Annotated in this window: 19 protein-coding genes; 9 read left to right on the top strand and 10 right to left on the bottom strand. The window is 73.9% G+C overall.

Annotated elements, in window-relative coordinates:
- Positions 1 to 61: 61 nt before the first annotated feature.
- The 4 genes from ACGFZF_RS19520 to ACGFZF_RS19505 form a co-directional block, all read right to left on the bottom strand.
- Entirely contained in the window at positions 62 to 991 is a 930-nt protein-coding gene (locus tag ACGFZF_RS19520; protein ID WP_393555688.1) for a slipin family protein, read from the bottom strand.
- Between the two features lie 82 nt (positions 992 to 1073).
- Positions 1074 to 1973: an aminoglycoside phosphotransferase family protein gene (locus tag ACGFZF_RS19515; RefSeq protein ID WP_393555686.1), complete on the bottom strand. Its 900-nt coding sequence runs from the start codon at positions 1971 to 1973 to the stop codon at positions 1074 to 1076.
- Positions 1974 to 2022: 49 nt separating this feature from the next.
- The gene (locus ACGFZF_RS19510; protein WP_393555684.1) at positions 2023 to 2451 is read right to left on the bottom strand and encodes a ferritin-like domain-containing protein; all 429 of its coding nucleotides are present in this window, start codon (positions 2449 to 2451) and stop codon (positions 2023 to 2025) included.
- Positions 2448 to 3047, bottom strand: a complete 600-nt coding sequence (locus tag ACGFZF_RS19505) for a hypothetical protein (protein WP_393555682.1) — start codon at positions 3045 to 3047, stop codon at positions 2448 to 2450. The genes ACGFZF_RS19510 and ACGFZF_RS19505 overlap by 4 nt, the downstream gene beginning before the upstream one ends.
- 152 nt (positions 3048 to 3199) lie before the next feature.
- Here ACGFZF_RS19505 and rimP point away from each other — a divergent pair, with 152 nt between their 5' ends.
- From rimP to ACGFZF_RS19460, 9 genes are all read left to right on the top strand, one after another.
- The gene (gene rimP, locus ACGFZF_RS19500; RefSeq protein ID WP_393555680.1) at positions 3200 to 3706 is read left to right on the top strand and encodes a ribosome maturation factor RimP; all 507 of its coding nucleotides are present in this window, start codon (positions 3200 to 3202) and stop codon (positions 3704 to 3706) included.
- A gap of 2 nt (positions 3707 to 3708) precedes the next feature.
- Complete coding sequence (gene nusA / locus ACGFZF_RS19495) at positions 3709 to 4725, top strand: transcription termination factor NusA (protein WP_393555678.1); 1017 nt, start codon at positions 3709 to 3711, stop codon at positions 4723 to 4725.
- A 121-nt stretch (positions 4726 to 4846) separates the two neighbouring features.
- Complete coding sequence (locus ACGFZF_RS19490) at positions 4847 to 5125, top strand: YlxR family protein (protein WP_147979958.1); 279 nt, start codon at positions 4847 to 4849, stop codon at positions 5123 to 5125.
- A gap of 148 nt (positions 5126 to 5273) precedes the next feature.
- Positions 5274 to 8363 (top strand): translation initiation factor IF-2, encoded by a 3090-nt coding sequence (gene infB, locus ACGFZF_RS19485; protein WP_356604374.1) that lies wholly within the window; start codon positions 5274 to 5276, stop codon positions 8361 to 8363.
- Positions 8364 to 8504: 141 nt separating this feature from the next.
- Positions 8505 to 8798: a DUF503 domain-containing protein gene (locus tag ACGFZF_RS19480; RefSeq protein WP_147979959.1), complete on the top strand. Its 294-nt coding sequence runs from the start codon at positions 8505 to 8507 to the stop codon at positions 8796 to 8798.
- A gap of 58 nt (positions 8799 to 8856) precedes the next feature.
- The gene (rbfA, locus tag ACGFZF_RS19475; protein WP_147979960.1) at positions 8857 to 9306 is read left to right on the top strand and encodes a 30S ribosome-binding factor RbfA; all 450 of its coding nucleotides are present in this window, start codon (positions 8857 to 8859) and stop codon (positions 9304 to 9306) included.
- Entirely contained in the window at positions 9303 to 10202 is a 900-nt protein-coding gene (gene truB, locus ACGFZF_RS19470; protein WP_393555674.1) for a tRNA pseudouridine(55) synthase TruB, read from the top strand. The genes rbfA and truB overlap by 4 nt, the downstream gene beginning before the upstream one ends.
- Before the next feature lie 232 nt (positions 10203 to 10434).
- Positions 10435 to 13971: a trypsin-like peptidase domain-containing protein gene (locus ACGFZF_RS19465; protein ID WP_393555672.1), complete on the top strand. Its 3537-nt coding sequence runs from the start codon at positions 10435 to 10437 to the stop codon at positions 13969 to 13971.
- Between the two features lie 31 nt (positions 13972 to 14002).
- Positions 14003 to 14956, top strand: coding sequence for a bifunctional riboflavin kinase/FAD synthetase (locus ACGFZF_RS19460; protein ID WP_356609364.1), 954 nt, complete (start codon positions 14003 to 14005; stop codon positions 14954 to 14956).
- Between the two features lie 94 nt (positions 14957 to 15050).
- Here ACGFZF_RS19460 and ACGFZF_RS19455 read toward each other — a convergent pair whose 3' ends face one another.
- The 6 genes from ACGFZF_RS19455 to ACGFZF_RS19430 all read right to left on the bottom strand — a co-directional run bounded on the left by ACGFZF_RS19455 (position 15051) and on the right by ACGFZF_RS19430 (position 24416).
- Positions 15051 to 16151, bottom strand: a complete 1101-nt coding sequence (locus tag ACGFZF_RS19455) for an ABC transporter ATP-binding protein (protein ID WP_393555669.1) — start codon at positions 16149 to 16151, stop codon at positions 15051 to 15053.
- Positions 16148 to 17113 carry an ABC transporter ATP-binding protein gene (locus tag ACGFZF_RS19450; RefSeq protein WP_393555667.1) on the bottom strand — a complete coding sequence of 322 codons (966 nt, stop codon included), beginning with the start codon at positions 17111 to 17113 and terminating at the stop codon, positions 16148 to 16150. Before ACGFZF_RS19450 ends, ACGFZF_RS19455 begins: the two co-directional genes overlap by 4 nt.
- Positions 17110 to 18000 carry an ABC transporter permease gene (locus ACGFZF_RS19445; RefSeq protein ID WP_393555665.1) on the bottom strand — a complete coding sequence of 297 codons (891 nt, stop codon included), beginning with the start codon at positions 17998 to 18000 and terminating at the stop codon, positions 17110 to 17112. The genes ACGFZF_RS19450 and ACGFZF_RS19445 overlap by 4 nt, the downstream gene beginning before the upstream one ends.
- Positions 17997 to 19058 (bottom strand): ABC transporter permease, encoded by a 1062-nt coding sequence (locus ACGFZF_RS19440; protein ID WP_393555663.1) that lies wholly within the window; start codon positions 19056 to 19058, stop codon positions 17997 to 17999. Before ACGFZF_RS19440 ends, ACGFZF_RS19445 begins: the two co-directional genes overlap by 4 nt.
- A 3-nt stretch (positions 19059 to 19061) precedes the next feature.
- On the bottom strand, positions 19062 to 20915 hold the full coding sequence (locus ACGFZF_RS19435; protein ID WP_393556191.1) for an ABC transporter substrate-binding protein: 1854 nt from the start codon (positions 20913 to 20915) through the stop codon (positions 19062 to 19064).
- Positions 20916 to 21095: 180 nt separating this feature from the next.
- Positions 21096 to 24416 (bottom strand): SCO5717 family growth-regulating ATPase, encoded by a 3321-nt coding sequence (locus ACGFZF_RS19430; protein WP_393555661.1) that lies wholly within the window; start codon positions 24414 to 24416, stop codon positions 21096 to 21098.
- Positions 24417 to 24462 lie beyond the last annotated feature (46 nt).

The following is a 24462-nucleotide window of genomic DNA, read 5'->3' as shown; positions in this document are numbered from 1 at the left end:
CCGGGAGCGGGTGGCGGGGGCCTCTGCCCCTGCCACCCGCTCCCGTCGTGCGAGGTCCGGCTCAGCTCTCCTGCGGCGCCGGGTCGACCGGGGCGCCGGCCAGGTCCTCGACGCTCGAGCCGTTGGCCGCGCCGGTCGCGTTCGCGGCACCCGTGAGCCCCTGGAGGTGGGGCGAGGGGGTCAGGCCCGGCAAGGGCTCCTGGACGGGCTGGGCAGCGGGTGCGGCCGGGGGCTGCGCGGCCCGCTCCAGGAACCGCAGGAGCTCCACCGGGAAGGGCAGCACCAGCGTCGAGTTCTTCTCCGCCGCCACCGCCACCACCGTCTGGAGCAGCCGCAACTGGAGTGCGGCGGGCTGCTGCGACATCACTCCCGCGGCCTCCGCCAGCTTCTTCGAGGCCTGGAGTTCCGCGTCCGCGTTGATCACCCGGGCGCGCCGCTCACGGTCCGCCTCCGCCTGCCGGGCCATCGAGCGCTTCATGGTCTCCGGCAGCGACACGTCCTTGATCTCGACGCGGTCGATGGCGACACCCCAGCCCATGGCAGGGCTGTCCAGCATCAGTTCCAGACCCTGGTTGAGCTTCTCGCGGTTGGACAGCAGATCGTCCAGATCGCTCTTGCCGATGATCGACCGCAGTGACGTCTGCGCCATCTGCGAGACCGCGAACCGGTAGTCCTCGACCCGCACCAGCGCGTCCGCGGCGTCGACCACCTTGAAGTACACGACCGCGTCCACGCGCACGGTCACGTTGTCCCGGGTGATGCCCTCCTGCGCGGGCACCGGCAGCGTCACGATCTGGAGGTTCACCTTGTGCAGCCGGTCGATCGCCGGAACGATCATCGTCAGGCCGGGTTGCCGGACGTCGTCACGGAGCCGGCCGAAGCGGAACACCACGCCTCGTTCGTACTGCTTCACCACGCGAAGCGCGGCCGCCGTGTACACCCCGGCGGCGGCTATCGCACCCGCTGCGGCCATCAACAGCGCTTCGATCATCACGACCCCCTGACGGGCGTCCGAGCCGAGCCTTACAGCAAGGGTATGCCCCGGCGGAAGGCCGCGGAAAAGTGCCGTCCGCTCACAGCCAGCCCGCGAACTCCAGCAACAGCTCGGCGTCCTGCCGCCGTCCCGCGGCCAGCGCCCGCGTGCCCGACTCGACGGCCCGGAAGAGCGTCCAGCCGCGCAGCCGCTCGCGGTCCACCTCCAGGGAGTCCGCGAGCCGGTTCACCCGGCGGCGTGCCGACGAGGCCCCCGCGGACGCCGCCACCAGGTCCTCCACCCGGTCGCGGACCAGCCGCGCCAGGTCGTAGGCACGCTCGCCGACCAACGGCTCGGGCCCGACGGCCAGCCAGGGTGTCCGGTCGCCGGCCAGCACCTTGCCCTGCCGGAAGCAGCCGTGCAGCAGCAGCGTCTCGGGGGAGTCGGCGACCAGCTCCGCGCGGGCCTCCAGAGCCGCCGCGGCCAGCCCGCCGGCCGACTCGTCACCGCGGTGACCCTCCATGGCCGCCGCCTGCCGGGCCGTGCGCTCGGCGACCGTCTCGAAGTCGTGCTCCGCGGGCGGCTCGACCCACAGCCGCCGCACGATGCCGGCGGCCTCCAGCAGCGCCTTCGCCTCCGGCAGGGAGCGGAGGGACACTTCCGGGTGCAGTCGTTCGAGTACGAGTGCGCCGCCGTCGGTCGTGTCGACCAGCCGCACCGCGCCCCAGCCGTCCCAGTGCGCCAGAGCCCGCGCCTCGGCCCCGGGCCGGGCGGCGTCCGGGGCGATCTTCAGCGCGGCGGGGGTGCCGTCCGGCCGCCGGACGAGCAGCACGAGGCTGCTGCGCCCGCCGGGGGCGACCGTCCGGTCGACGTCCAGGGAGGCGGTCTCCAGCGCGGTCCGGGCGAGCTCGGGGAGCTCTCCGAGCCACTCGGCCGCGACGGCGTCCCCGTACGTCTCGCCCAGCGCCCGCACGAGTCGCTGCGGCGGTTCGAAAGCCATGCGTGCGTTGTTCCTTCTGCAGTTCGGACGAGTCCGGCCGGAGCGGGGCTCAGACCCGCTCGGCGAGCCCAGGAAAGGTTACGTCGCTGCCGCGCCAGCGGACGGCCCGCACGGCGGCGTCGCGCAGGGCCGCCGCGGCGTCCCGTCGCAGCGGACCCGTCGAGGCCCGGACGAGATCGGAGTACACCCCGGCGACGCCGTCCTCCAGGGCGGCGGCCAGCCGGACGGCGGCGGCCGCGTCCGGCACCGGGAACGGCAGCGCGTAACCGGCGGCCGCGGCCACCGGCTCGCCGCCGAGGTCGCGCACGGTCCGGCGCAGCGCGTCCCGCCGGGCCCGGTGGGCGTCGTGGGCCGTGGTGGCATCGGCCCGGCGCCCCGCCCCGATCCGGCCGCCGACGACGCCGTAGCCGTACACCGCCGCGTGCTCGGCGGCGAGGGCGGCCTGGGCCGCGGCGAGCGCGTCCTCCCGCTCGGTCATCCCCGGCCTCCCTCGGTCAGCAGATAGGCGTGCGCCGCGCCGGCCGCCGCCACCGAGGCCAGCAGCCGCGCGTACTCCGGCGGCGCGTCGAGCAGCGCGGCCGTGTGGGTGTCGGAGGTCCGCCGGACCTCGGCCGCCAGCTGCCGCAGTGCCGCCGCGGGGTCCGCGGGGACGGTGGGCGGCGTCGGCGGCACGGTGGTGGCCCCCGCGGCGGAGGCGCCGGCCGACGGGCTCGCGGGGGAGGAGGCGGACGAGGGGGCCGGTCCGCTGCCGGTGGGCGAAGGCGCCGGCCGGGCGCCGGGGGCGGCCGTCCCCTCGGCCAGGGCCGCGGCGTGCGCCGCGGCCGAGGTCCGCAACGGCGTCAGTCGCGCCGCGAGCGAGGGGTGCGCGGCGAGCACCGCGTCGTAACGTTCCAGCAGGGTCCGGCCGGCCGCCGCGGACCTGCGGCGCAGCTCCGCCTCGGCGCGGGCCGCCCGTTCGGCCGCGGTGGGTGGCTCGGGACCCCTCTCCCGCGGCGGCGTGGTGGTGCACCCGCCCAGTGTCGCCGCCCCGGCGAGCAGCAGCGCACGCCTGCCCACCGTCCCCGTGCGCCCCACGTTCTCTCCCTCGGCCTCGGTCGAAGATCACCGCAGGCGAGCGTACCCGCGGCCGGGGACACCGTGGACGGCAACACCCCTCGGGACCGGATACCCTTTGGTCTGACACGCGACGAACCCACAACAGCACACGCGGCCGAGGAGTCACCCGGATGAGCACCACCCAGAGCGACAGGCTGCGCGGACTCCTGGAGCCGCTCGTCCACGCGAAGGACCTGGATCTCGAGGAGATCGAAGTGTCCCGGGCCGGCCGCCGCGGACTGCTGAGGGTCATCGTCGACTCGGACGAGGGCGTGGAGCTGGACGCCTGCGCCGAGCTGAGCCGCGTCATCTCCGAGAAGCTCGACGAGACGGACGCGATGGGCGAGGGCGAGTACGTCCTCGAAGTCAGCTCCCCCGGCGCCGACCGCCCCCTCACCCAGCACCGCCACTACGTGCGCGCCACCGGGCGCCTGGTCAAGCTGAGGCTGACCGACTCCGCGGGCGGCGGCGAGGTGATCGCGCGGATCCTGACCGTGGACGACGACGGCCTCGACCTCGAGGTGCCCGGCGTGAAGGGGCGCAAGCCCACCGCCCGGCGCGTCGAGTTCGCCGAGATCGCCAAGGCGCGTGTCGAGATCGAGTTCAGCCGCAAGGACAAGAAGGAAGAGGAGGCGTAGCCGTGGACATCGACGTGAAGCTCCTGAAGGGCTTGGCACAAGAGAAGGAGATCTCTTTCGACCTGCTGGTCGAGGCGATCGAGTCGGCCCTCCTCATCGCCTACCACCGCACCCCCTCCGCCCGGCGCCACGCGCGCGTGGAGCTGGACCGGCACACCGGTCACGTGACCGTGTGGGCGAAGGAGGACCCCTCCGAGCTGGAGGAGGGCCAGGAGCCGAAGGACTTCGACGACACGCCGTCGGACTTCGGCCGGATCGCGGCGAGCACCGCCCGCCAGGTCATCCAGCAGCGGCTGCGTGACGCGGAGAACGACGTCACCTTCGGCGAGTACGCGCGCCGCGAGGGCGACGTCGTCGCCGGCCAGGTCCAGCAGGGCAAGGACCCGAAGAACGTCCTCGTCAGGCTCGACGACAAGCTGGAAGCCATCCTTCCGGTGCAGGAGCAGGTGCCCGGCGAGGAGTACACGCACGGCCTGCGGCTGCGCACGTACGTCGTCCGGGTCGCCAAGGGTGTCCGCGGTCCGTCCGTCACCCTCTCGCGCACCCACCCCAATCTGGTGAAGAAGCTCTTCGCGCTCGAGGTCCCCGAGATCGCCGACGGTTCCGTCGAGATCGCGGCGATCGCACGTGAGGCCGGTCACCGCACCAAGATCGCCGTCCGGTCCACCCGTTCGGGCCTGAACGCCAAGGGCGCCTGCATCGGCCCCATGGGCGGCCGGGTCCGCAACGTCATGGCCGAGCTGCTGGGCGAGAAGATCGACATCGTCGACTGGTCCGACGACCCGGCGGAGATGGTCGCCAACGCGCTGTCCCCGGCCCGGGTCTCCAAGGTCGAGGTCGTCGACCTGGCCGCCCGTTCGGCCCGGGTGACCGTGCCGGACTACCAGCTCTCCCTCGCCATCGGCAAGGAAGGGCAGAACGCCCGGCTCGCCGCCCGGCTCACCGGCTGGCGCATCGACATCCGGCCGGACACCGAGCAGCCGTCGGCCGACCAGGCCGACCGTCGCGACCGGGACTGAAGCCTTTCCCGAAGGAACAGATCGCGCCGCGGTCACGTTGTGCCACGGCGAGATCACGACAAACGACCGTTCGATCCCTCCCCCCAACGGGGAGGGTCGTTACGGGGAGGTAGACTTAAGCGTGTCTGGCCGGACGCATGCCCGCGCGTGCCCTGAGCGAACCTGTGTGGGATGCCGGGAGCGAGCGGCCAAGAGCGATCTGCTGCGCATCGTGGCGGTCGAGGGCGAATGTGTCCCCGATCATCGCGGTACGCTGCCCGGCCGGGGTGCGTACCTGCACCCCGCCTCGGTCTGTCTCGACCTGGCGGTCCGCCGCAGGGCGTTTCCGAGGGCCTTCAAGGTCCAGGGACCACTCGAAGCGGCTTCGGTCCGACGGTTCGTCGAGCAGGCAGCACCGTAAGAAGAAGTACGGCACGGATAACCGTGCGGTCAGGTACCTCGCGAGTTGGAAGTAGGTCGAGATTGCGATGAGCACTCGATGAGTACGCGATGAGTACGCCCATGAAGTAGCGACGGTCCGGCGGTAATCCGGACCTAAAAGGAGCGAAGTGGCTAAGGTCCGGGTATACGAACTCGCCAAGGAGTTCGGCGTGGAGAGCAAGGTCGTCATGGCCAAGCTCCAAGAACTCGGTGAATTCGTCCGTTCGGCGTCCTCGACGATCGAGGCGCCGGTCGTGCGCAAGTTGACTGACGCACTGCAGGGGCCCGGCGGCAACGCCGGCAAGTCCGCTGCGAAGCCGGGCGCGCCTCGCAAGGCCGCCCCCTCGAAGCCCGCGGCGCCGTCTCCGGCATCCGCGGCACGTCCCGCTGCCCCGAAGCCCGGCGCACCGGCCCCCAAGCCGGCCCCCGCCGCGCCCGCCGCCCCGGTCACCCCGGCGGCCCCGGCGAGCAGCACCCCCTCCCAGGCTCCGGCCGCCTCGGGCCCCCGCCCGGGCCCGAAGCCCGCGCCCAAGCCGGTCACCCCGGCTCCGGCCACCCCCGAGTTCACCGCGCCTCCGGCCGCTCCGGCAGCCGGTCAGCGTTCCGGTGGCGGTGCGGCACGTCCGCAGGGTCAGGGCGCGCCGCGTCCGGGCCAGCAGTCTCCGCGTCCGCAGGGCCAGGGTGCCCCGCGTCCGCAGGGTCAGGGTGCGCCGCGTCCGGGCGCCCGTCCGGCCGGTCCCCGTCCGGGCAACAACCCCTTCACGTCGGGTGGCTCCACCGGAATGGCGCGCCCGCAGGCGCCCCGTCCGGGTGGCGGTGCCCCCCGTCCCGGCGGCCCCGGTGCCGTTCCGGGTGCCCCGCGTCCGCAGGGCGGCCCCGGCGGCGCGCCGCGTTCCGGCGGCCCCGGTGCCCCGGGCGGCGCGCGTCCCACCCCCGGTGGCATGCCGCGTCCGCAGGCTCCCCGTCCGGGCGGCGCGCCCGGCGGTAACCGTCCGAACCCGGGCATGATGCCGCAGCGTCCCGCTGCCGGCCCGCGCCCCGGCCCTGGCGGTCGTGGTCCCGGTGGCCCCGGCGGTCGTCCCGCGGGCGGCGGCGGTGGCGGTCGTCCCGGCGGCGGCTTCGCCGGCCGTCCGGCCGGTCCCGGCGGTGGCGGTGGCGGCTTCGCCGGTCGTCCCGGCGGTCCCGGTGGCGGCGGTGGCGGTCGTCCCGGCGGTCCCGGTGGCGGCGGCGGCTTCGGCGGTCGTCCCGGCGGCTTCGGTGGCCGTCCCGGTGGCCCCGGTGGCCGTGGTGGCACGCAGGGCGCCTTCGGTCGTCCCGGCGGTCCCGCGCGTCGCGGTCGCAAGTCGAAGCGGCAGAGGCGCCAGGAGTACGAGGCCATGCAGGCCCCGTCGGTCGGCGGCGTGATGCTGCCTCGCGGCAACGGCGAGACCATTCGCCTGTCGCGCGGTGCCTCCCTCACCGACTTCGCCGAGAAGATCGGCGCCAACCCGGCGTCGCTCGTCGCGGTGATGATGAACCTCGGTGAGATGGTCACGGCCACGCAGTCCGTCTCCGACGACACGCTGACGATGCTCGGCGAGGAGATGAACTACACCGTTCAGATCGTCTCGCCGGAGGAAGAGGACCGCGAGCTCCTCGAGTCCTTCGACATCGAGTTCGGCGAGGACGAGGGCGGCGAAGAGGCTCTGGTCTCCCGTCCGCCGGTCGTCACCGTCATGGGTCACGTCGACCACGGTAAGACCCGACTCCTCGACGCGATCCGCAAGACGAACGTCGTCGCGGGCGAGGCCGGTGGCATCACCCAGCACATCGGTGCCTACCAGGTCGGCACCGAGGTCAACGGTGAAGAGCGCAAGATCACCTTCATCGACACCCCGGGTCACGAGGCGTTCACCGCCATGCGTGCCCGTGGTGCGAAGTCGACCGACATCGCGATCCTCGTGGTGGCGGCCAACGACGGTGTGATGCCTCAGACGATCGAGGCGCTGAACCACGCCAAGGCGGCCGACGTGCCGATCGTGGTCGCGGTCAACAAGATCGACGTCGAGGGTGCGGACCCGACCAAGGTCCGCGGTCAGCTGACCGAGTTCGGTCTGGTGGCCGAGGAGTACGGCGGCGACACGATGTTCGTCGACATCTCCGCCAAGCAGGGTCTGAACATCGACTCGCTGCTCGAGGCCGTCGTCCTCACCGCCGACGCCTCGCTCGACCTGCGGGCCAACCCGGAGCAGGACGCGCAGGGTATTGCGATCGAGTCCCACCTCGACCGCGGTCGCGGTGCCGTCTCGACCGTCCTGGTCCAGCGCGGAACGCTGCGCATCGGCGACACCGTGGTGGTCGGCGACGCGTACGGCCGCGTCCGGGCGATGCTCGACGACAAGGGCAACAACGTCGAGGAGGCGACCCCGTCGACTCCCGTCCTGGTGCTCGGTCTCACCAACGTGCCGGGTGCCGGCGACAACCTCCTGGTCGTCGACGAGGACCGTACGGCCCGTCAGATCGCCGAGAAGCGTGCTGCGCGTGAGCGCAACGCCGCCTTCGCCAAGCGCGTCCGCCGGGTGTCCCTCGAGGACCTCGACAAGGTGCTCAAGGCCGGTCTGGTCCAGGAACTCAACCTCATCATCAAGGGCGACGCGTCCGGTGCGGTCGAGGCTCTCGAGTCCTCGCTGCTCCAGCTCGACGTCGGTGAAGAGGTCGACATCCGGGTCCTGCACCGTGGTGTGGGTGCGGTCACCGAGTCCGACATCGACCTGGCGATGGGCTCCGACGCCATCGTCATCGGCTACAACGTCCGTGCGGCCGGCCGTGCCGCGCAGATGGCGGAGCGCGAGGGCGTCGACGTCCGGTACTACTCGGTGATCTACCAGGCCATCGAGGAGATCGAGGCGGCGCTCAAGGGCCTCCTCAAGCCGGAGTACGAAGAGGTCGAGCTCGGTACGGCGGAGATCCGCGAGGTCTTCCGCTCGTCGAAGCTGGGCAACATCGCCGGTGTCCTCATCCGCTCCGGCGAGGTCAAGCGCAACACCAAGGCGCGCCTCGTCCGCGACGGCAAGGTCATCGCCGAGGACCTCACGATCCACGGTCTGCGCCGCTTCAAGGACGACGTCACCGAGATCCGCGAAGGCTTCGAGGGTGGTATCAACCTCGGAAACTTCAACGACATCAAGATCGACGACGTCATCGCGACGTACGAGATGCGCGAGAAGCCGCGCGTCTGATCGCAGCAGTGAGCCGGGGCCGGTCGGCGGAAACTATTCCGTCGATCGGCCCCGGCCGTTGCGTGTACGGTCGGTTCCGATGTCCCCGCCGAGTGGTCGGCGGGGCCACTGAACCCGAACCGGCGGGACATCCGGACATACATGTATGTGGGGACACTGTCCTTCGATCTGCTCCTCGGCGACGTGCGGTCGCTGAAGGAGAAGCGCTCCGTCGTCAAGCCGATCGTCGCCGAGCTCCAGCGGAAATTCGGGCTGAGCGTGGCGGAGGTCGGCGATCAGAACCTCCATCGACGGGCCCGGATCGGCGTCGCGATGGTCTCGGGGGATCCCGGGCACCTGAGCGGCGTGCTGGACCGGTGCGAGCGGCTGGTCGCCGCCCGGCCGGAGGTGGAACTGCTGTCGGTTCGACGCAGGCTCCACACCGACGAAGACTGAACCTGAGCACCACGAGAAGTACGAGTCGTACGAGAAGTACGAAAGAGGAGAAGGACCAGTGGCCGACAACGCGCGGGCGAAGAAGCTGGCGGACCTCATCCGGGAGGTGGTCGCCGAGAAGCTGCAGCGCGGCATCAAGGACCCGCGCCTGGGTACGCACGTGACCATCACGGACACCCGCGTCACCGGTGACCTGCGGGAGGCCACGGTCTTCTACACGGTCTACGGCGACGACGAGGAGCGGGCCAGCGCCGCAGCGGGCCTGGAGAGCGCCAAGGGCATCCTGCGGTCCGCCGTCGGCGCCGCGGCCGGGACGAAGTTCACCCCGACGCTGACCTTCGTCGCGGACGCCCTTCCGGAGACCGCCAAGACGATCGAGGACCTCCTCGACAAGGCGCGGGCCTCGGACGCCAAGGTGCGGGAGGCGTCCTCGGGCGCCGCCTACGCCGGCGAGGCCGACCCGTACCGCAAGCCTGACGAGGACGAGGACGGCACGACCGCCGAATGAGCACGCAGAACAAGACGCCCGACGGCCTTGTCATCGTCGACAAGCCGTCGGGCTTCACTTCGCACGATGTCGTGGCCAAGATGCGCGGGATCGCCAGGACCCGTCGCGTCGGCCACGCCGGCACGCTCGACCCCATGGCCACGGGCGTCCTCGTCCTCGGCGTGGAGCGGGCGACCAAGCTGCTCGGTCACCTCGCGCTGACCGAGAAGGAGTACCTCGGCACCATCCGGCTCGGCCAGACCACGGTCACCGACGACGCCGAGGGCGAGATCACCGCCTCCGTGGACGCGTCCGGGGTCACCCGCGAAGGCATCGACGCGGGCGTGGCCGAACTGACCGGCGCCATCATGCAGGTGCCGTCGAAGGTCTCCGCCATCAAGATCGACGGCAAGCGCTCGTACGCGCGCGTGCGCGGCGGCGAGGAGTTCGAGATCCCGGCCCGCCCGGTGACCGTCCACTCCTTCCAGGTCTACGACGTCCGCGAGGCCGTCGCCGAGGACGGCACACCGGTGGTCGACCTGGTCGTCTCGGTGGTGTGCTCCTCCGGGACGTACATCCGGGCACTCGCCCGGGACCTCGGCGCGGGACTCGGCGTGGGCGGGCACCTGACCGCCCTGCGCCGCACCCGGGTCGGCCCGTACAAGCTGGACGCCGCGAAGACCCTCGAGCAGCTCCAGGAGGAGCTGACCGTCATGCCGGTCGCCGAGGCCGCCTCGGCGGCGTTCCCCCGCTGGGACGTCGACGAGAAGCGGGCCCGGCTGCTGCTGAACGGGGTCCGCCTGGAGATGCCGGCGTACCCGCCGGGTCCGGTCGCGGTCTTCGGCCCCGAGGGCGGACTGCTCGCCCTGGTCGAGGAGCAGAAGGGCAAGGCCAAGAGCCTGGCCGTCTTCGGCTGACGCTCTCCGGCGTCCCCTCGGCTCACTTCGCCGTCTCTTCGTGGGGGCGGGCACGCGTGCGGGCCCGCCCCCACGCGTGCCCGCCCCCACCCCCCCTCGGAGGACTGTCTGTCCACCGCCGCCGCCCATCTCACCCGTTCGGGCAGGCGCTCGGAGTGAACCGGGGGAGCGCACAGGGCGCTTTCGGGGTGCGCGCTTCTCCCGGTGATCACCGCCGACCTAACGTCGACCCATGGCGAGCGGGGACCTGGCGACACTGGTACGGATCTGCGATCCGGCGGGACTGCCCCGGGGGACCGGGTTCCTCGCCGACGACCGCGGCACCGTCGTCACCGCCCACGAGGTCGTCGACGGACTCTCCCGGGTCGTCGTGCACGCCCCCGGCGACCGGACGTGCCTCTCCGCGGCGGACGCCGTCACCCCGCTGCCCGAGCACGGCCTCGCCCTGGTGCGGACCGAAGGGCTCGGCGTCCCCCCGCTGCCGATCGCGCAACGGCCCGCGGCCGAGCCCGGCGAGTACGTCCGGATCGCCGCCCACGGCTGGCGGGAGGCCCGGGTCCTCGGCACCGGGCCCGCCACCTACACGACCGGCGGCCGCAGCCACCTGATCGGCGACGCGCTCGCCCTGGCCGTCGGCACCGAGGGCGCCGAGGCGCTGCGGCCCGGCGGCCTGGCGGCGGGCGGACCCGTCCTGGACGCCGCCACCGGCGCCGTCCTCGGCGTCCTCGGGGCGATGCTGCACGGCGACCGGCCGGCCGCCGGACACGCCGTCCCGCCCGCGGCCGCCCGGCCGCTGGCGGCGCTGCTCCGGCACAACGGCGCCACCGTCCCCTGCTACGGACGCGACCTGAACCTGGCGGGCGTCGTGGAGCTCACCGCCACCTGCACCGCACTCGCCACCGCCGGCGGCGCGGGAGCCGCGGGGGGCGCCCCCGGCCACCGGACCGCCGACGGCACCCCGCAGCCGTGGCCCGCACCCGTCGAGCGGGCCGACTGCGCGCGGGCGTTCGCCGCCTTCGCGGCGGCCCCGGCCCCGGTCCTCGCCCTCGTCGGCGTCCCCGGCAGCGGGCGGACCACCGCCCTCGCGGCCCACTGCGCCCACCGGGCCCGGGGAGCGGAGCCCGCCCCCACCGTCTGGCTGCGGGGCGCCGACCTGCGCACCGACGACGACACGGTCGCCGCCGCGGTCGGCCGCGCCCTGGAACGGGCCGGCCGGATCGTCGCCGCGTCCGGCGCGCGCGGCGACGTCACGACCGCCACCCCCGAGCGCGTGGCCGCCCTCGCCCGGGACGCCGGCCGACCGCTGCTGGTCGTCCTCGACGGCCCGGAGGAGATGCCGCCCGCCCTCGCCGCCCGCCTCTCCGCGTGGACGCGCGGGACCGAACGCTGGCTCCGCGCCCACGGCGTCCGCCTGCTGCTCGGCTGCCGGCCGGAGCACTGGGAACAGGCCCGGCCGCTCTACGGGCCCGGCGGCGCCGCCGACCCCGTCCTCCTCGGCGACCTGTCCGAGGACGAGGCGCGCACCGCGCGGGAGCGCTACGGGCTCGCCGACACCGATCTCGCCGCCGAGGACGCCCGGCACCCGCTCGCGCTGCGGCTGCTCGCCGAGGTGCGGGCGGCACTGCCCGCGGACGTGCCGGGCCGACCGGGACGTACGGAGATCCTCACCGCACACCTCGACCTGGTGTGCCTGCGGATCGCGGTGCGGATCGCCGCGGCCCGCCACCCCGTCCCGCGCGGCGCCGCCGTGCGCCGGCTCGCGGCGAGGGTCTCGGGACAGGTCCACGAGGCCGCCCGCCGCTGCCTCGGCCCCGGGCAGGGCGCGCTCGACCGCGCGTCCTTCGAGACGCTCTTCCCGTGGAGCACGGGCTGGGCCCCGGCCGTCCTGGCCGAGGGCCTCCTCGTGCCCGCCGGCGACGGATACCGCTTCGGCCACGAGGAACTCGCCGACCGGCTCCAGGGCGCGCACCTCGACGTCGACGGCGCCCTGCACACCCTGGTCCACCGCGACCGGACCGCGGCGGACGACGGGCCCCCGTGCGCCGCCCCCGTCCCGCGCCACCGGATCGGCCCGGTCCTGCAGGCCCTGCTCCAGCTCGCCCGGGACGACGGCACCACGGCCCTCGTGCCCCGGCTGGCCGCCCTGGCCGAATCCCTGGACCGCCGCGCGGACGCGGACCTCGGAGGCACCGACGAGGCGTGGTGGGCGGCCCGCCTGCTGGCCGGGACCCTGCTCGGACTGCCCGACCCCAGGCCCTGCCTGCCGGTCCTGCGCCTCCTGGCGGACCGGATCGGCCGCCGGCGGCCGGAACCCCCGACCGTCCCGCAGCCGCGCGGCCCCGTCGCGGTCCCGCCCGTGGGGTCCGGCACGCCCGCCCCCGCCCCCGGACCGCCCGGGGTGTTCGCCCCCTTCGGCCCCTCGTTCTGGGAGGAGCTGCGCCTCGGCGAGGACGAGCGGATGGACCTGCTGCGGCGCCTCGTGACCGCCGACCCCGCGCCCGGCGGCCCGGCCGGCCCGGCCCGGTACCTGGACACCGTGGCCGACCGTCTGGCCGCCCGGCCGCGGGACGTGCAGCCGGCGCTCTGCCGCTGGTTCGCCGACGTGCGCGCACTGCCCGCGGCCCCGCACGCCACGGTCGCGACCGCCGCCCAGGCGCTGCTCCACACCCACCGCCGGCTCGCCGTCGACGACCTGTGCGAGGCACTCGTCGCCACCACGCACCCGCTGGCCGAAGGGCTGCTCTCCGCGCTCGCCGAGGACGAGCCGGCCGCCGTCGCCCGGGCCGTCGACCGCTGGGCGCACGACGACGGCCGCCCGGAGCGGCGCGCGGCGGCCGCGGCGTACGGCAGCCTCGTCGCCGGACACGTCACGACCGGACCCGACCGCGAGCTCCTGCGCTACGCCGCGCTCGCCCTGCTCGCCCGGCCCGGCGATCCCGCCCTCCACGGCCCCGCCCTCGGGCTGCTGGTCCGCGACCCGCACAGCCGTCCCGGGCACCTGGCACGCGCACTGGCGGATCCGACGGTCCCGGCGGCGGCCCTCGCCGCCGCCCTCGCCACCCATCCCGAGCCGGTCCTCGCCGCCTTCCGCGACCGCCTGGACACCGCCGGGGCCGAGCGGGCGGGCGAGGTCCTGCGCGTCCTCGCCGGCCTCACCACGCCCGCCCTCGCCCGCCGGGCCGCCGCCCTCGTCCGCGACCACGCCGGCCGCCACCCCGAGAACGCCGGGCCGGTCGCCGCCTTCGTCGACCGCCGCCTCGAAGACGGCCCCACCGCCCGAGCCGTCCTCTTCCCCCTGGTCACCGGCCTGATCCTGGGCCATCCGGCGGAGGTCCGGTGCGCCCTGGCCCCCGTCCTCGCCGCGCCCGGCACCGGTGCCTCCCGGCTCCTGCGGAGCGAGCTCCTCGACGTACTCCTCCACTTCGAGTACGACCGGACGCGGGATCCCGCCGTCCTCGACGCCCTGCTGCGCGCCGCCGCCCTCGACTGCGAGCGCCGCACGGAAGGCCGCACCCGGGACCTCGTCCACCGGGTCGGGCTGCTCCTCGTGCGCACTCCGCAGGGTGCCACCCGCTTCGACCGGCGCCTCGTCGAGCTCGCGCGCGAAGTCCCCCGTTTCGGCGTGCTGCTGGTGGGCTGGCTGTCGGCCGCCCCGGACGACTGGGCCCTGCTCGTCGGCCCGAGCACCCGACGTACCCTGTCGGGCCTCGGCAGTTCCATGCCGATGCGAACGGACGGCCGGGGACATGGCAGTCTTAGACCTGCGTAATCGGCGAACAGGCGGACGAGGAGCGGTCACAGTGCAGCGCTGGCGTGGCTTGGAGGACATCCCCCAGGACTGGGGGCGCAGTGTTGTCACCATCGGCTCCTACGACGGTGTGCACCGCGGGCACCAGCTGATCATCGGACGGGCGGTGGAGCGCGCCCGCGAGCTGGGCGTCCCCGCGGTCGTCGTCACCTTCGACCCGCACCCCTCCGAGGTCGTGCGGCCCGGCAGCCACCCGCCGCTGCTCGCCCCGCACCACCGGCGCGCGGAGCTCATGGCGGAGCTGGGCGTGGACGCGGTGCTGATCCTGCCCTTCACGGCCGAGTTCTCCCAGCTGTCCCCGGCGGACTTCATCGTGAAGGTCCTGGTCGACAAGCTGCACGCGAAGGCCGTCATCGAGGGCCCGAACTTCCGCTTCGGTCACCGGGCGGCCGGCAACGTCGCCTTCCTGACGGAACTGGGCGCGACCTACGACTACGAGGTCGAGGTCATCGACCTGTACGTGAGCGGCACCGCGGGCGGCGGGGATCCGTTCTCCTCCACGCTCACCCGCCGGCTGGTCTCCGAGGGCGACATGGCGGGCGCCGCCGAGATCCTCGGCCGGCCGCACCGTGTCGAGGGCGTGGTCGTGCGCGGCGCGCAGCGGGGCCGCGAGCTCGGCTTCCCGACGGCCAACGTCGAGACCTTGCCGCACACGGCGATCCCGGCGGACGGCGTGTACGCCGGCTGGCTGACGGCCGACGGCGAGCGGATGCCGGCGGCGATCTCGGTCGGCACGAACCCCCAGTTCAACGGCACGGAGCGGACCGTCGAGGCGTACGCCATCGACCGTGAGGGACTCGACCTGTACGGCCTGCACGTGGCCGTGGACTTCCTCGCGTACGTCCGGGGGATGCTGAAGTTCGACACCCTGGACGATCTGCTCGTCGCCATGGCGGCGGACGTCAAGCGGTGCCGCGAGCTGACCGAGGCCTACGACCTGCGCTGAGGGCTGTCCCGTCCGGACGGACGGGGCCGGGTCGCCACCGGCCCCCGCCCGTCCGGTGCGCGGCGGGCGGCCGGCTCGGCTTCCCGGGACCCGCTCAGCTCCCGGCGGCCGCCCAGTGGCAGGCCGCGTCGCGTGTCCCGTCGCCGGACAGGACCGGCAGGGCCTCGCCCCGGCAGCGGTCCGCGACCGCGGCGGCCCGGCCCGAGGCCAGGACGTGGCAGCGGGCGTGGAACCGGCAGCCGGACGGGATACGGGAGGGGTCCGGCGGCTCGCCCGTCAGGATCACCGGTTCCGTCCCCGACTCGGGCAGCACCGACAACAGGGCCTGCGTGTACGGATGCCGAGGGGACGTCAGGACCGACTCCACGGTCCCGGTCTCCACGATCCGCCCCAGGTACATCACCGCCACCCGGTCCGCGATGTTCCAGGCGAGACCCAGATCGTGCGTCACCACCAGCGCCGACAGGCCCAGTTCGTCCCGCAGGCGCAGCAGCAGCGCCAGGATCTCGCCCCGCACCGACGCGTCCAGCGAGGCCACCGGCTCGTCCGCGACGATCAGTTCGGGCTCCAGCACCAGGGCGCCCGCGATGACGACCCGCTGCCGCTGCCCGCCGGACAGCTCGTGCGGGTAGCGCAGGAAGAAGCGCTCCGGCGGGCGCAGCCCGGCGCGCGCCAGCGCCCCGGCCACGGCCGCCCGCTCGTCCCCCCGGTAGCCGTGGATGCGCAGCCCCTCCGCCACCGCCTCGTAGACCGTGTGCCGCGGGTTCAGCGAGCCACTGGGGTCCTGGAGGACCAGCTGGGCCCGCTTCCGGTACGCCTTCAGGGCACGGGAGGTGTACGACAGCGGCTCGCCGGCGAAGGTGATCCCGCCGGACGTCGGCGGCACCAGCCCGAGCAGCGAGCGCGCCAGCGTCGTCTTGCCGCAGCCGGACTCCCCGACCAGCGCCACGATCTCGCCCGCGCCGATGTCCAGGTCCACCCCGTCCACGGCGCGCGCGGCCGGCGCGCCGCGCCGCCCGGGGAAGGTGACGTGCAGTCCGGACGCCGACAGCAGCGGGCTCGTCACCCGGTCCCCGTCCCCGCCCGCCCGCGGACCCGGCCCGCTCCTCTCCGGAGCTGACCCGTCCGCTTCCGGGGAAGGCCCCACGGGCTCCGGGGGCTCCGGGGCCGAGGCGTCCGACACCACCGTGCTCATGACGTGCTCCCGACGTGTACGCAGGCCGCCCGGCGCTCCGCGCCGGCCACCCGCAGCTCCTGGTCCCGCTCGCCGCACTCCTCCACCGCCACCGGGCAGCGCGGGTGGAACGCGCAGCCGGCCGGCAGGTCCGCCGGGTCCGGCGGATCGCCCGGCAGCCCGCGCGGCGCCCGCCGGGACGCCGGGTCGCCGATCCGGGGGAAGGCCGAGGACAGCGCCCGCCCGTAAGGGTGCTGCGCGGCCTCGTACACCTCCCGCGCCGGGCCCTCCTCGACCACCCGGCCCGCGTACATCACCGCGAGCCGGTCGCAGGTCTCGGCGAGCACGGCCAGGTCGTGGCTGATCATCAGCAGACTGATGTCCTCGTCGGCCACCAGCCGCTCGATCAGCCGCAGGATCTGCGCCTGGATCATCACGTCGAGCGCGGTCGTCGGCTCGTCGGCCACGATCAGCCGCGGGTCGCAGGCCAGCGCCATCGCGATCATCACCCGCTGCCGCTGGCCGCCCGAGAGCTCGTGCGGGTACGCCTGTGCCCGCGACGCGGGGAGCCCCACCTGTTCCAGGAGCGCGCCGACCCGCCTGCGCGCGGCGGCCGGGGTCGCCCGCGCGTGCACGAGCAGCGGCTCGGCGATCTGGTCGCCGATCCGCTGCACCGCGTTCAGCGAGTGCATCGCGCCCTGGAAGACGATCGACGCCCCCGCCCAGCGCACCGCCCGCAGCCGGCCCCACTTCATCGCCAGCACGTCCTCGCCGTCGAGCAGGATCTCGCCGGTCAGCCGGGCCGAGGGCGGCAGCAGCCGCAGCATCGCCAGCGCCATCGTCGACTTCCCGCAGCCGGACTCGCCGGCCACGCCGAGCTTGCGTCCCGGCGCCAGGGTGAGGTCGACACCGCGCACGGCGGGGACGGCGGACCCTCCCGTGCCGTACGTCACCGTCAGATTCCGTACTTCGAGCAGGCTCAACGCCCCACCCCCAGCTTCGGGTTGAGAACGGACTCGATGGCACGTCCGCACAGCGTGAAGGCGAGCGCCACCAGGGCGATCGCGATCCCGGGCGGGGCCAGGTACCACCAGTGGCCGGAGGAGACCGCGCCCGCCTCCCGGGCGTCCTGGAGCATGCCTCCCCAGGACACCACCGTCGGATCGCCCAGCCCGAGGAAGGCCAGCGTCGCCTCGGTGAGGATCGCGGTGGAGATGCCCAGCGTGGTCTGCGCGAGCACCAGTGGCATGACGTTGGGCAGCACGTGCCGGGTCATGACGTGCCCGTGCCCGCCGCCCAGCGCGGTGGCCCGTTCGATGTACGGCCGGGACTCCACCGCGATCGTCTGCGCCCGCACCAGCCGGGCGGTGGTCGGCCAGCTGGTGACGCCGATCGCCAGGATCACCGTCCACATGGACCGGTCCATGACCGTGGCCAGCACGATCGCGAGGACGAGCGTCGGCATCACCAGGAACCAGTCGGTGACACGCATGACGACGGTGGAGAACCAGCCGCCGTAATGGCCCGCGATGATCCCGACCAGGGTGCCGATGGCGACCGACAGGGTCGCCGCGAGCAGTCCCACCAGCAGGGAGATCCGCGCGCCCCAGATCAGCAGGCCGAGCAGGGACCGGCCGAACTGGTCCGTGCCGAGCGGGAACTCCGCGCTCGGCGACTCCAGCGCGGTGCCGGGGGCGTTCGTCACCGACTGCACGTCGGCGCCGACGGTCAGCGGGGCCGTGACCGCCAGCAGGGCGATCAGGGCGAGCCCCGCCAGGCCGTAGAGCCCGGCACGGTGGCCGCGGTACTGCCGCCAGAAGCGGGACACGGCGTTCCTGCGCCGGGTCCACGTCAGAGAGGTCGTCGTCATCGGCCCACCCGGGGGTCGAGCAGCGGATAGAGCAGGTCGGCGATCAGGTTCATCAGGATCATCGCACCGGCGAAGACCACGAACAGGCCCTGGACGAGCGGCAGGTCGGGCACGCTGAGCGCCTGGTAGAACAGGCCGCCGAGGCCGGGCCACGAGAAGACCGTCTCGACCAGGATCGATCCGGCCGCCACGTGCCCCAGGTTGATGAAGACCATCGTCACCGTCGGCAGGAGTGCGTTGGGCACCGCGTGCCGGCGCCGGACGACGTCGTCGCGCAGTCCCTTGGCCCGCGCGGTCGTCAGGTAGTCGCTGCCCATCTCGTCCAGCAGCGAGGAACGCATGACGAGCAGCGTCTGGGCGTAGCCGACGGCGACCAGGGTGACCACCGGCAGGACCAGGTGGTGGGCGACGTCGAGCGCGTACGCGAAGCCCGTCTCGCCGGTCCCCGACTCCATGCCGCCGGTCGGGAAGAGGCCCGGGATCGGACCGACGCCGACGGAGAAGACGATGATGAGCAGCAGGCCCAGCCAGAACGAGGGCACGGACCACAGGGTCAGCGCGAGGCCGGTGTTCACCCGGTCGCCGAGCCCGCCGTGGTTCCAGGCGGAGCGGGTGCCGAGCCAGAGCCCCAGTGCCGAGTAGACGAGGACGGCCACGCCGGTCAGCAGCAGGGTCGCGGGGAGCTTCTGCGCGATCAGCTCGCCGACCGGGGCGTGGAACTGGTACGAGGTGCCGAGATCGCCGCTCAGCGCCTTGGTGCAGTACTCGGCGAACTGCCGCCACAGCGGCAGGTCGAGCCCGAACTGCCGGCGAAGGGTGGCCAGCTGCTCGGCCGAGGTCGGGATGCCGTGCGTCATCGCCTTGACCGGGTCACCGGGGATGATCCGGAACAGGAAGAAGCTGGTGACCAGCACGGCGAGCAGCGAGACGGCCGCGCCGCCCAGCTTGCCCGCGACGTAGCGGAGGTAGTGGAGGGTCGTACCGGTGCGAGAGGCGCCGTCCGTGGCGCGGACCTGTCCGGTCCGCGCCACGTCGGCGGGGGTGCCTGCCGTCGTCACGGACTACTCGCGGTCGTCGGCGGTGGAGCGGCGCCGCAGGCCGAGGAGGACGCCGAGGCCGACCACGACCACCACGGCCGCACCGATGCCCACGATCACTCCGGTGGAGGAGCCGCCGTCCGAGCCGGAACCGCCGGCCGAGGCCGCCGGCACGGCCGACCACCAGCTCCAGTAGCCGTCCTGGCCCCACAGGTTGCCTGCGGCCTCCGGCATCGTCGTGATGGACTTGATCTGGTCCGTTCGGTACGCCTCGAGGGCGTTCGGGTACGCCATGATGTTCATGTACCCGGTGTCGTACAGCCTGGACTGCATCTGCTTGACCAGATCCGCCCGCTTGGCGGCGTCGTACTCCACCGCCTGCTGTGCGTACAGCGTGTCGAACTGCCGGTCGCAGATGAAGTTGTCGGTGGCGCCGGAGTCCTTCGGCGTCGCCGGCAGGGTCCCGCAGGTGTGGATGGACAGCACGTAGTCCGGGTCGGGGTTCACCGACCAGCCGTCGAAGGCCAGGTCGTAGTCGCCCTTGAGCCACGGGTCGCTGACGCTGTCGAGGCACTCGACCTTCAGGCCGATGCCGAGCTTGCCCCACCACTCCTGGAGGTACTTGCCGATCGCCTTGTCGTTCGGGTCGGTGGCGTGACACAGGATCCGGAAGTCCAGCGGCCTGCCGTCCTTCCCGACGCGCTTGCCCTCGCCGTTCTTCCGGTACCCGGCCTGGTCGAGGACCTGCCCGGCCCTGGCGGGGTCGTAGGCCAGCTTCTGCGCGCTCCCGGGCTTCCAGAAGTAGGAGCCGAAGCGAGGCGGGATGTAGCCCTCGCCCTCCACGGCGTGGCCCTGGAAGACCTTGTCGACGATCGTCGTGCGGTCCACGGCGAGGAAGAGCGCCTTGCGGACGGCGGGGTCGAGCAGCGCCGGGTGGCCGTTGCCGAAGGTCTTGCCGTCCTTGGAGCGGGCGCCCGGGTTGGTGGCGAGCGCGAAGAAGCGCCGGCCGGGAGCGTCGTTGACCTTGATGTTCTTCGCGGTCTTCAGCGCATCGGCCTGAGCGGGCGTCAGGTTCGGTACGAAGGACACCTCGCCCTTCTGCAGCGCGGCGACGGCCGCGTCACCGTCCTTGTAGTACTTGAACACCAGCTCGTCGAACTTCGGTGCGCCGCGCCAGAAGGACTTGTTCGGCTTCAGCTTGATGTACTGGTCGACCTTGAAGTCCGTGATGACGTACGGGCCGTTGCCGACGATCGGGAACTGCTTGTCGTTGTTGAACTTCGAGAAGTCGCCGACCTTCTCCCAGACGTGCCGGGGCACGATCGGCACGTCGAGGGCCGTCATGGTGGCCTGAGGCTTCTTCAGCTCGATGACCAGCGTCTGCGGGTCGGGTGCGCTGACCTTCTTGAAGTTCGACGTGAAGCTGCCGTTCGCGGTGGCGGCGTTCTCGTCCGTCATCATCTTGGTGAAGGTCCAGGCCGCGTCCTCGGCGGTGGCCTGCTGCCCGTCGGACCACTTCGAGTCCTTGCGGATCGTGTAGGTCCAGGTCAGCTTGTCCGGTGACGACGTCCACGAGGTCGCCAGGCCCGGGATGGGCTTGGCGTCCTTCGGGTCGTAGTTCGTCAGGTACTCGTAGGCCAACCGGTGGATGCTGGTCGAGGTGAGCTTCTGGGCGAGGAACGGGCTCAGCGAGTCGATGCTCTGGGAGACCGCCACGGTGAGCGTGTTGCCGCCGCTCTTGGCGTCGCCCTCGGCGGCCGGCGCGGCCTGGGCGGCCTGCGGTGCGGCCGCCAGCGCGGTGGCGGTGACACCGGCGGCGAGGAGGAGTCGGACGAGTCTGCGTGGGGCGACCGGACGGGGTGGAACCTTCGTGACCATGACCATGGGACGTGACCTCGCGTCGTGGATCTTGGGGCGCCAACTGGTGAAGCGAAGGTCTATCAGCGGTGGCCGACATGCGTCAACGATGACTCAAACCCCTTGTGGGCTGCGGGAATGCGATGAGGCTCCGCATCGGGGAGCCGATGCGGAGCCTCATTGGTCCAGTCCTCTGACGCCTTACTGCTGAGGGGCTGGCGGAGCCTGCGGGGGTGCCTGCGGAGGCTGCTGATGCGGCCATCCGGCGGGCGGCGCAGAAGCCTGCTGCTCCGCTTGCGGCGGCGCGGGCTGCTGCTGCCAGCCCTGCGGCATGCCGGGCTGCCCCGGCTGCTGCGGAGCGGCGTACTGCCCGGGCTGGCCGGGCTGGCCGTGCTGCGGCGGGTACGGCTGCTGCGGAGCCTGCGGGTGGCCTCCCGGGGCGCCGTACGGCTGCCCGGGCTGCGGGGCCTGGGGCGCGTACGGCTGCTGCTGCCCCGGGACACCGGGCTGGCCGTAGTGCGGCGGGTACGGCTGCTGGCCGGGCTGGCCGGGCTGGCCGGGCTGGCCGGGCTGGCCGGGGTACGCCTGGGGCTGGCCGGGCATCGGCGGGGCCATGTGCGGCGGCAGGCCGCCCTGGCCGTCGCCGGTCCACAGGCCCTGGGCCTGCTGCGCCCGCGCGAAGTCCTCCGCGACCATCGCCGACAGGTTGAAGTACGCCTCGCGGGTCTTCGGACGCATCATGTCGAGGTCGACCTCGGCGCCCGCGGACAGGTGCTCGTCGAACGGCACCACGACGACCCCCCGGCAGCGCGTCTGGAAGTGCTGCACGATGTCGTCGACCTTGATCATCTTGCCGGTCTCGCGGACACCCGAGATGACCGTGATCGACCGCTGCACAAGCTCCGCGTACCCGTGCGCGGAGAGCCAGTCGAGCGTCGTCGAGGCACTGGACGCACCGTCGACGGACGGCGTCGAGATGATGATCAGCTGGTCGGCGAGGTCGAGCACACCGCGCATCGCGCTGTAGAGCAGACCGGTGCCCGAGTCGGTGAGGATGATCGGGTACTGCTTGCCCAGGACGTCGATCGCCCGCCGGTAGTCCTCGTCGTTGAACGTCGTCGACACGGCCGGGTCCACGTCGTTGGCGATGATCTCCAGACCGCTGGGCGCCTGCGAGGTGAAGCGGCGGATGTCCATGTACGAGTTGAGGTACGGGATCGCCTGGACGAGGTCACGGATCGTTGCCCCGGTCTCGCGCCGCACGCGGCGGCCGAGCGTGCCGGCGTCCGGGTTGGCGTCGATCGCCAGGATCTTGTCCTGCCGCTCGGTCGCCAGGGTCGAGCCGAGCGCGGTCGTCGTCGTGGTCTTGCCGACACCGCCCTTGAGGGAGATGACCGCGATCCGGTAGCAGGACAGGACGGGCGTGCGGATCAGGTCGAGCTTCCGCTGCCGCTCCGCCTCCTCCTTCTTGCCGCCGAGCTTGAACCGGGCCGAGGCGCCGGGATTCCGGCTGGACTTGGCCTTCTGCTTGTTGTTGCGCAGCAGCCGGTCGGAGGAGAGCTCCACGGCGGCGTTGTAGCCGAGCGGGGCGCCGGGCACGGACCGCTCCCGCTGGTCGTGCGTGACCGGCGTGGGCCAGGCGGCACCGGTCCGCGGATCGACCGGCGCCTGCGACACGTCCTGGTGCGGCACGGGTGCCTGGTAGCCCGGGGCGGGCTGTCCGGGGACGGCCGGGGGCTGGGCCCCGGGGTGCGGGAACCCGTAGCCGTCCTGCGGCGCGGGGGCGGCGGGGGTGGGCTGTACGGGGACGGCCGGGGGCTGCGCGGCCGGCGGCTGGGCGCCCGGGTGCGGGAAGCCGTAACCGCCCTGCGCCGCCGAGGGGTCGGGGATCGGCTGCACGGGGACGGCCGGGGGCTGGGCACCGGGGTGCGGGAAGCCGTAACCGTCCTGCGGCGCCGGGGCGGCGGGGGTGGGCTGTACGGGGACGGCCGGGGGCTGCGCGGCCGGCGGCTGGGCGCCCGGGTGCGGGAAGCCGTAACCGCCCTGCGGGGCGGGGGAGTCGGCGGTGGGCTGCTGTGGGAAGCCGTAGCCGCCGGGTGCCTGTGGCGGCACGGGCGCGGGCCCCGGCTGCCCCGGGTGCGGGAAGCCGTAGCCGCCCTGCGGGGCGGGGGAATCGGCGGTGGGCTGCTGTGGGAAGCCGTAGCCGCCCGGTGCCTGCGGCGGCACGGGCGCGCCGGCGGCCGGCGTCGCGGGTGCGGGCCACGGCGCGGGTGCGGCTCCGGGCTGCGGCGCGGGCTGCGGAGCCGACGGGTCGCCCTGCGGCGCGGACGCCGGCCACTGCGGAGCGGCGGCGGGAGCGGCCGGCTGGAAGGACGGCGGCAGCGGGGGAAGCCCGGCACCGCCCTGCGGGGCGGCGGGGCTCCACTGCTCGGGGGCCGGGGGCAGGGCGGGCGGCAGTGCCGCGGCGGGTTGCCCGCCCGGCACGGCGTCCCGAGGGGGCTCGGTCCCCGCCGCGGTCGCGTCCGCGGCCGGCGCGACCGGAGCCGCTCCGTCCTGCTCCTCGTCGGCGGCCTGGGCGTCGGCGGCCTGGGCGTCGACCGGCTCCTGGCCGAGCCGCGTCGGGTCGCCGCCCGCCGAGTCCGCCACGGGAACCTCGGGCGCGTCGTCCGTCGCGCCCACGGGCGTCGGCTGAGCCGCCTCGGGAGCGTCCGCGGCGGCGGCATCGGGCTGTGCCTCCGCGGAGGAGCCGGCGTCGTCGGAGGGGGTGGCCGCGTCGCCGGAGACGGCCTGGACCGCCGCCGGTTCGGCCTCCGCGCCGGAACCCGCGGCGCCGTCCGCACCGTCGGCCGGGCCTTCGCCGGAGCCGGTGGCAGCGGGCACGTCACCGGCCTGCGCGTCCACCGTCGGAGCGGCCGGGGGCGTCTCGGACCGGGCGTTCTCGGCGCGCTCGGAGATCTCCGCCATCTCGCGCCGGAGCGCGGCGGGGGAGAAGCGCATCGTGGCACCGCTCTCCAGGTCGCCGCCCCCGAGCGAACCGCCGTCGGCGGGAGCGCTCGCGGTGACGGGCGACGGGGCCACCGGTGCCTGAGGGGCGGGTGCCGGTACGGGAGGAGTGGGAGGTACGGCCGCCGACGGGACGGGCGGCTGCGGCGCGGAAGGCAGTGCTGCCTGCGGTGCCTGCGGTGTCGGCGCCTGCGGTGCCGGTGCCTGAGTCGCGGGCGGCGCCGGCGGAACGGGCGCGGGAGGCACCGGCGCGGAGGGTGCGGGAGCCTGGGGCGCGGGGGCCCAGTTGGGCTCGAAACCGCTGCCCGCCGGGAGCCCCGGCACGGCGACGGGCGCACCGGTCGGCGGCGGGGCGGTGGCGCCCGCCGTGCCCGAACCTCCCGACGCGTTCTGCGTGTACCAGGCCGGAGGGGTGTAGTCGATGGTGAACTCACCCGTCATCTCGGCGGGATCCGCGTCGGACTGATCGTCGACGGGCGGATTCCAGCCCCCCCGGATCTCGTCCCGATCGCCGTTCACTTTGCCTCCTGGTGTGGTCGCGCACCCTTGTGCCGTCGTGGGCGGG

The organism is Streptomyces sp. NPDC048338, assembly GCF_043201055.1.
Classification (GTDB): domain Bacteria; phylum Actinomycetota; class Actinomycetes; order Streptomycetales; family Streptomycetaceae; genus Streptomyces.
The sequence above is the reverse complement of the archived record's forward strand: the minus strand, read 5'-3'. Positions and strand labels throughout refer to the sequence as shown.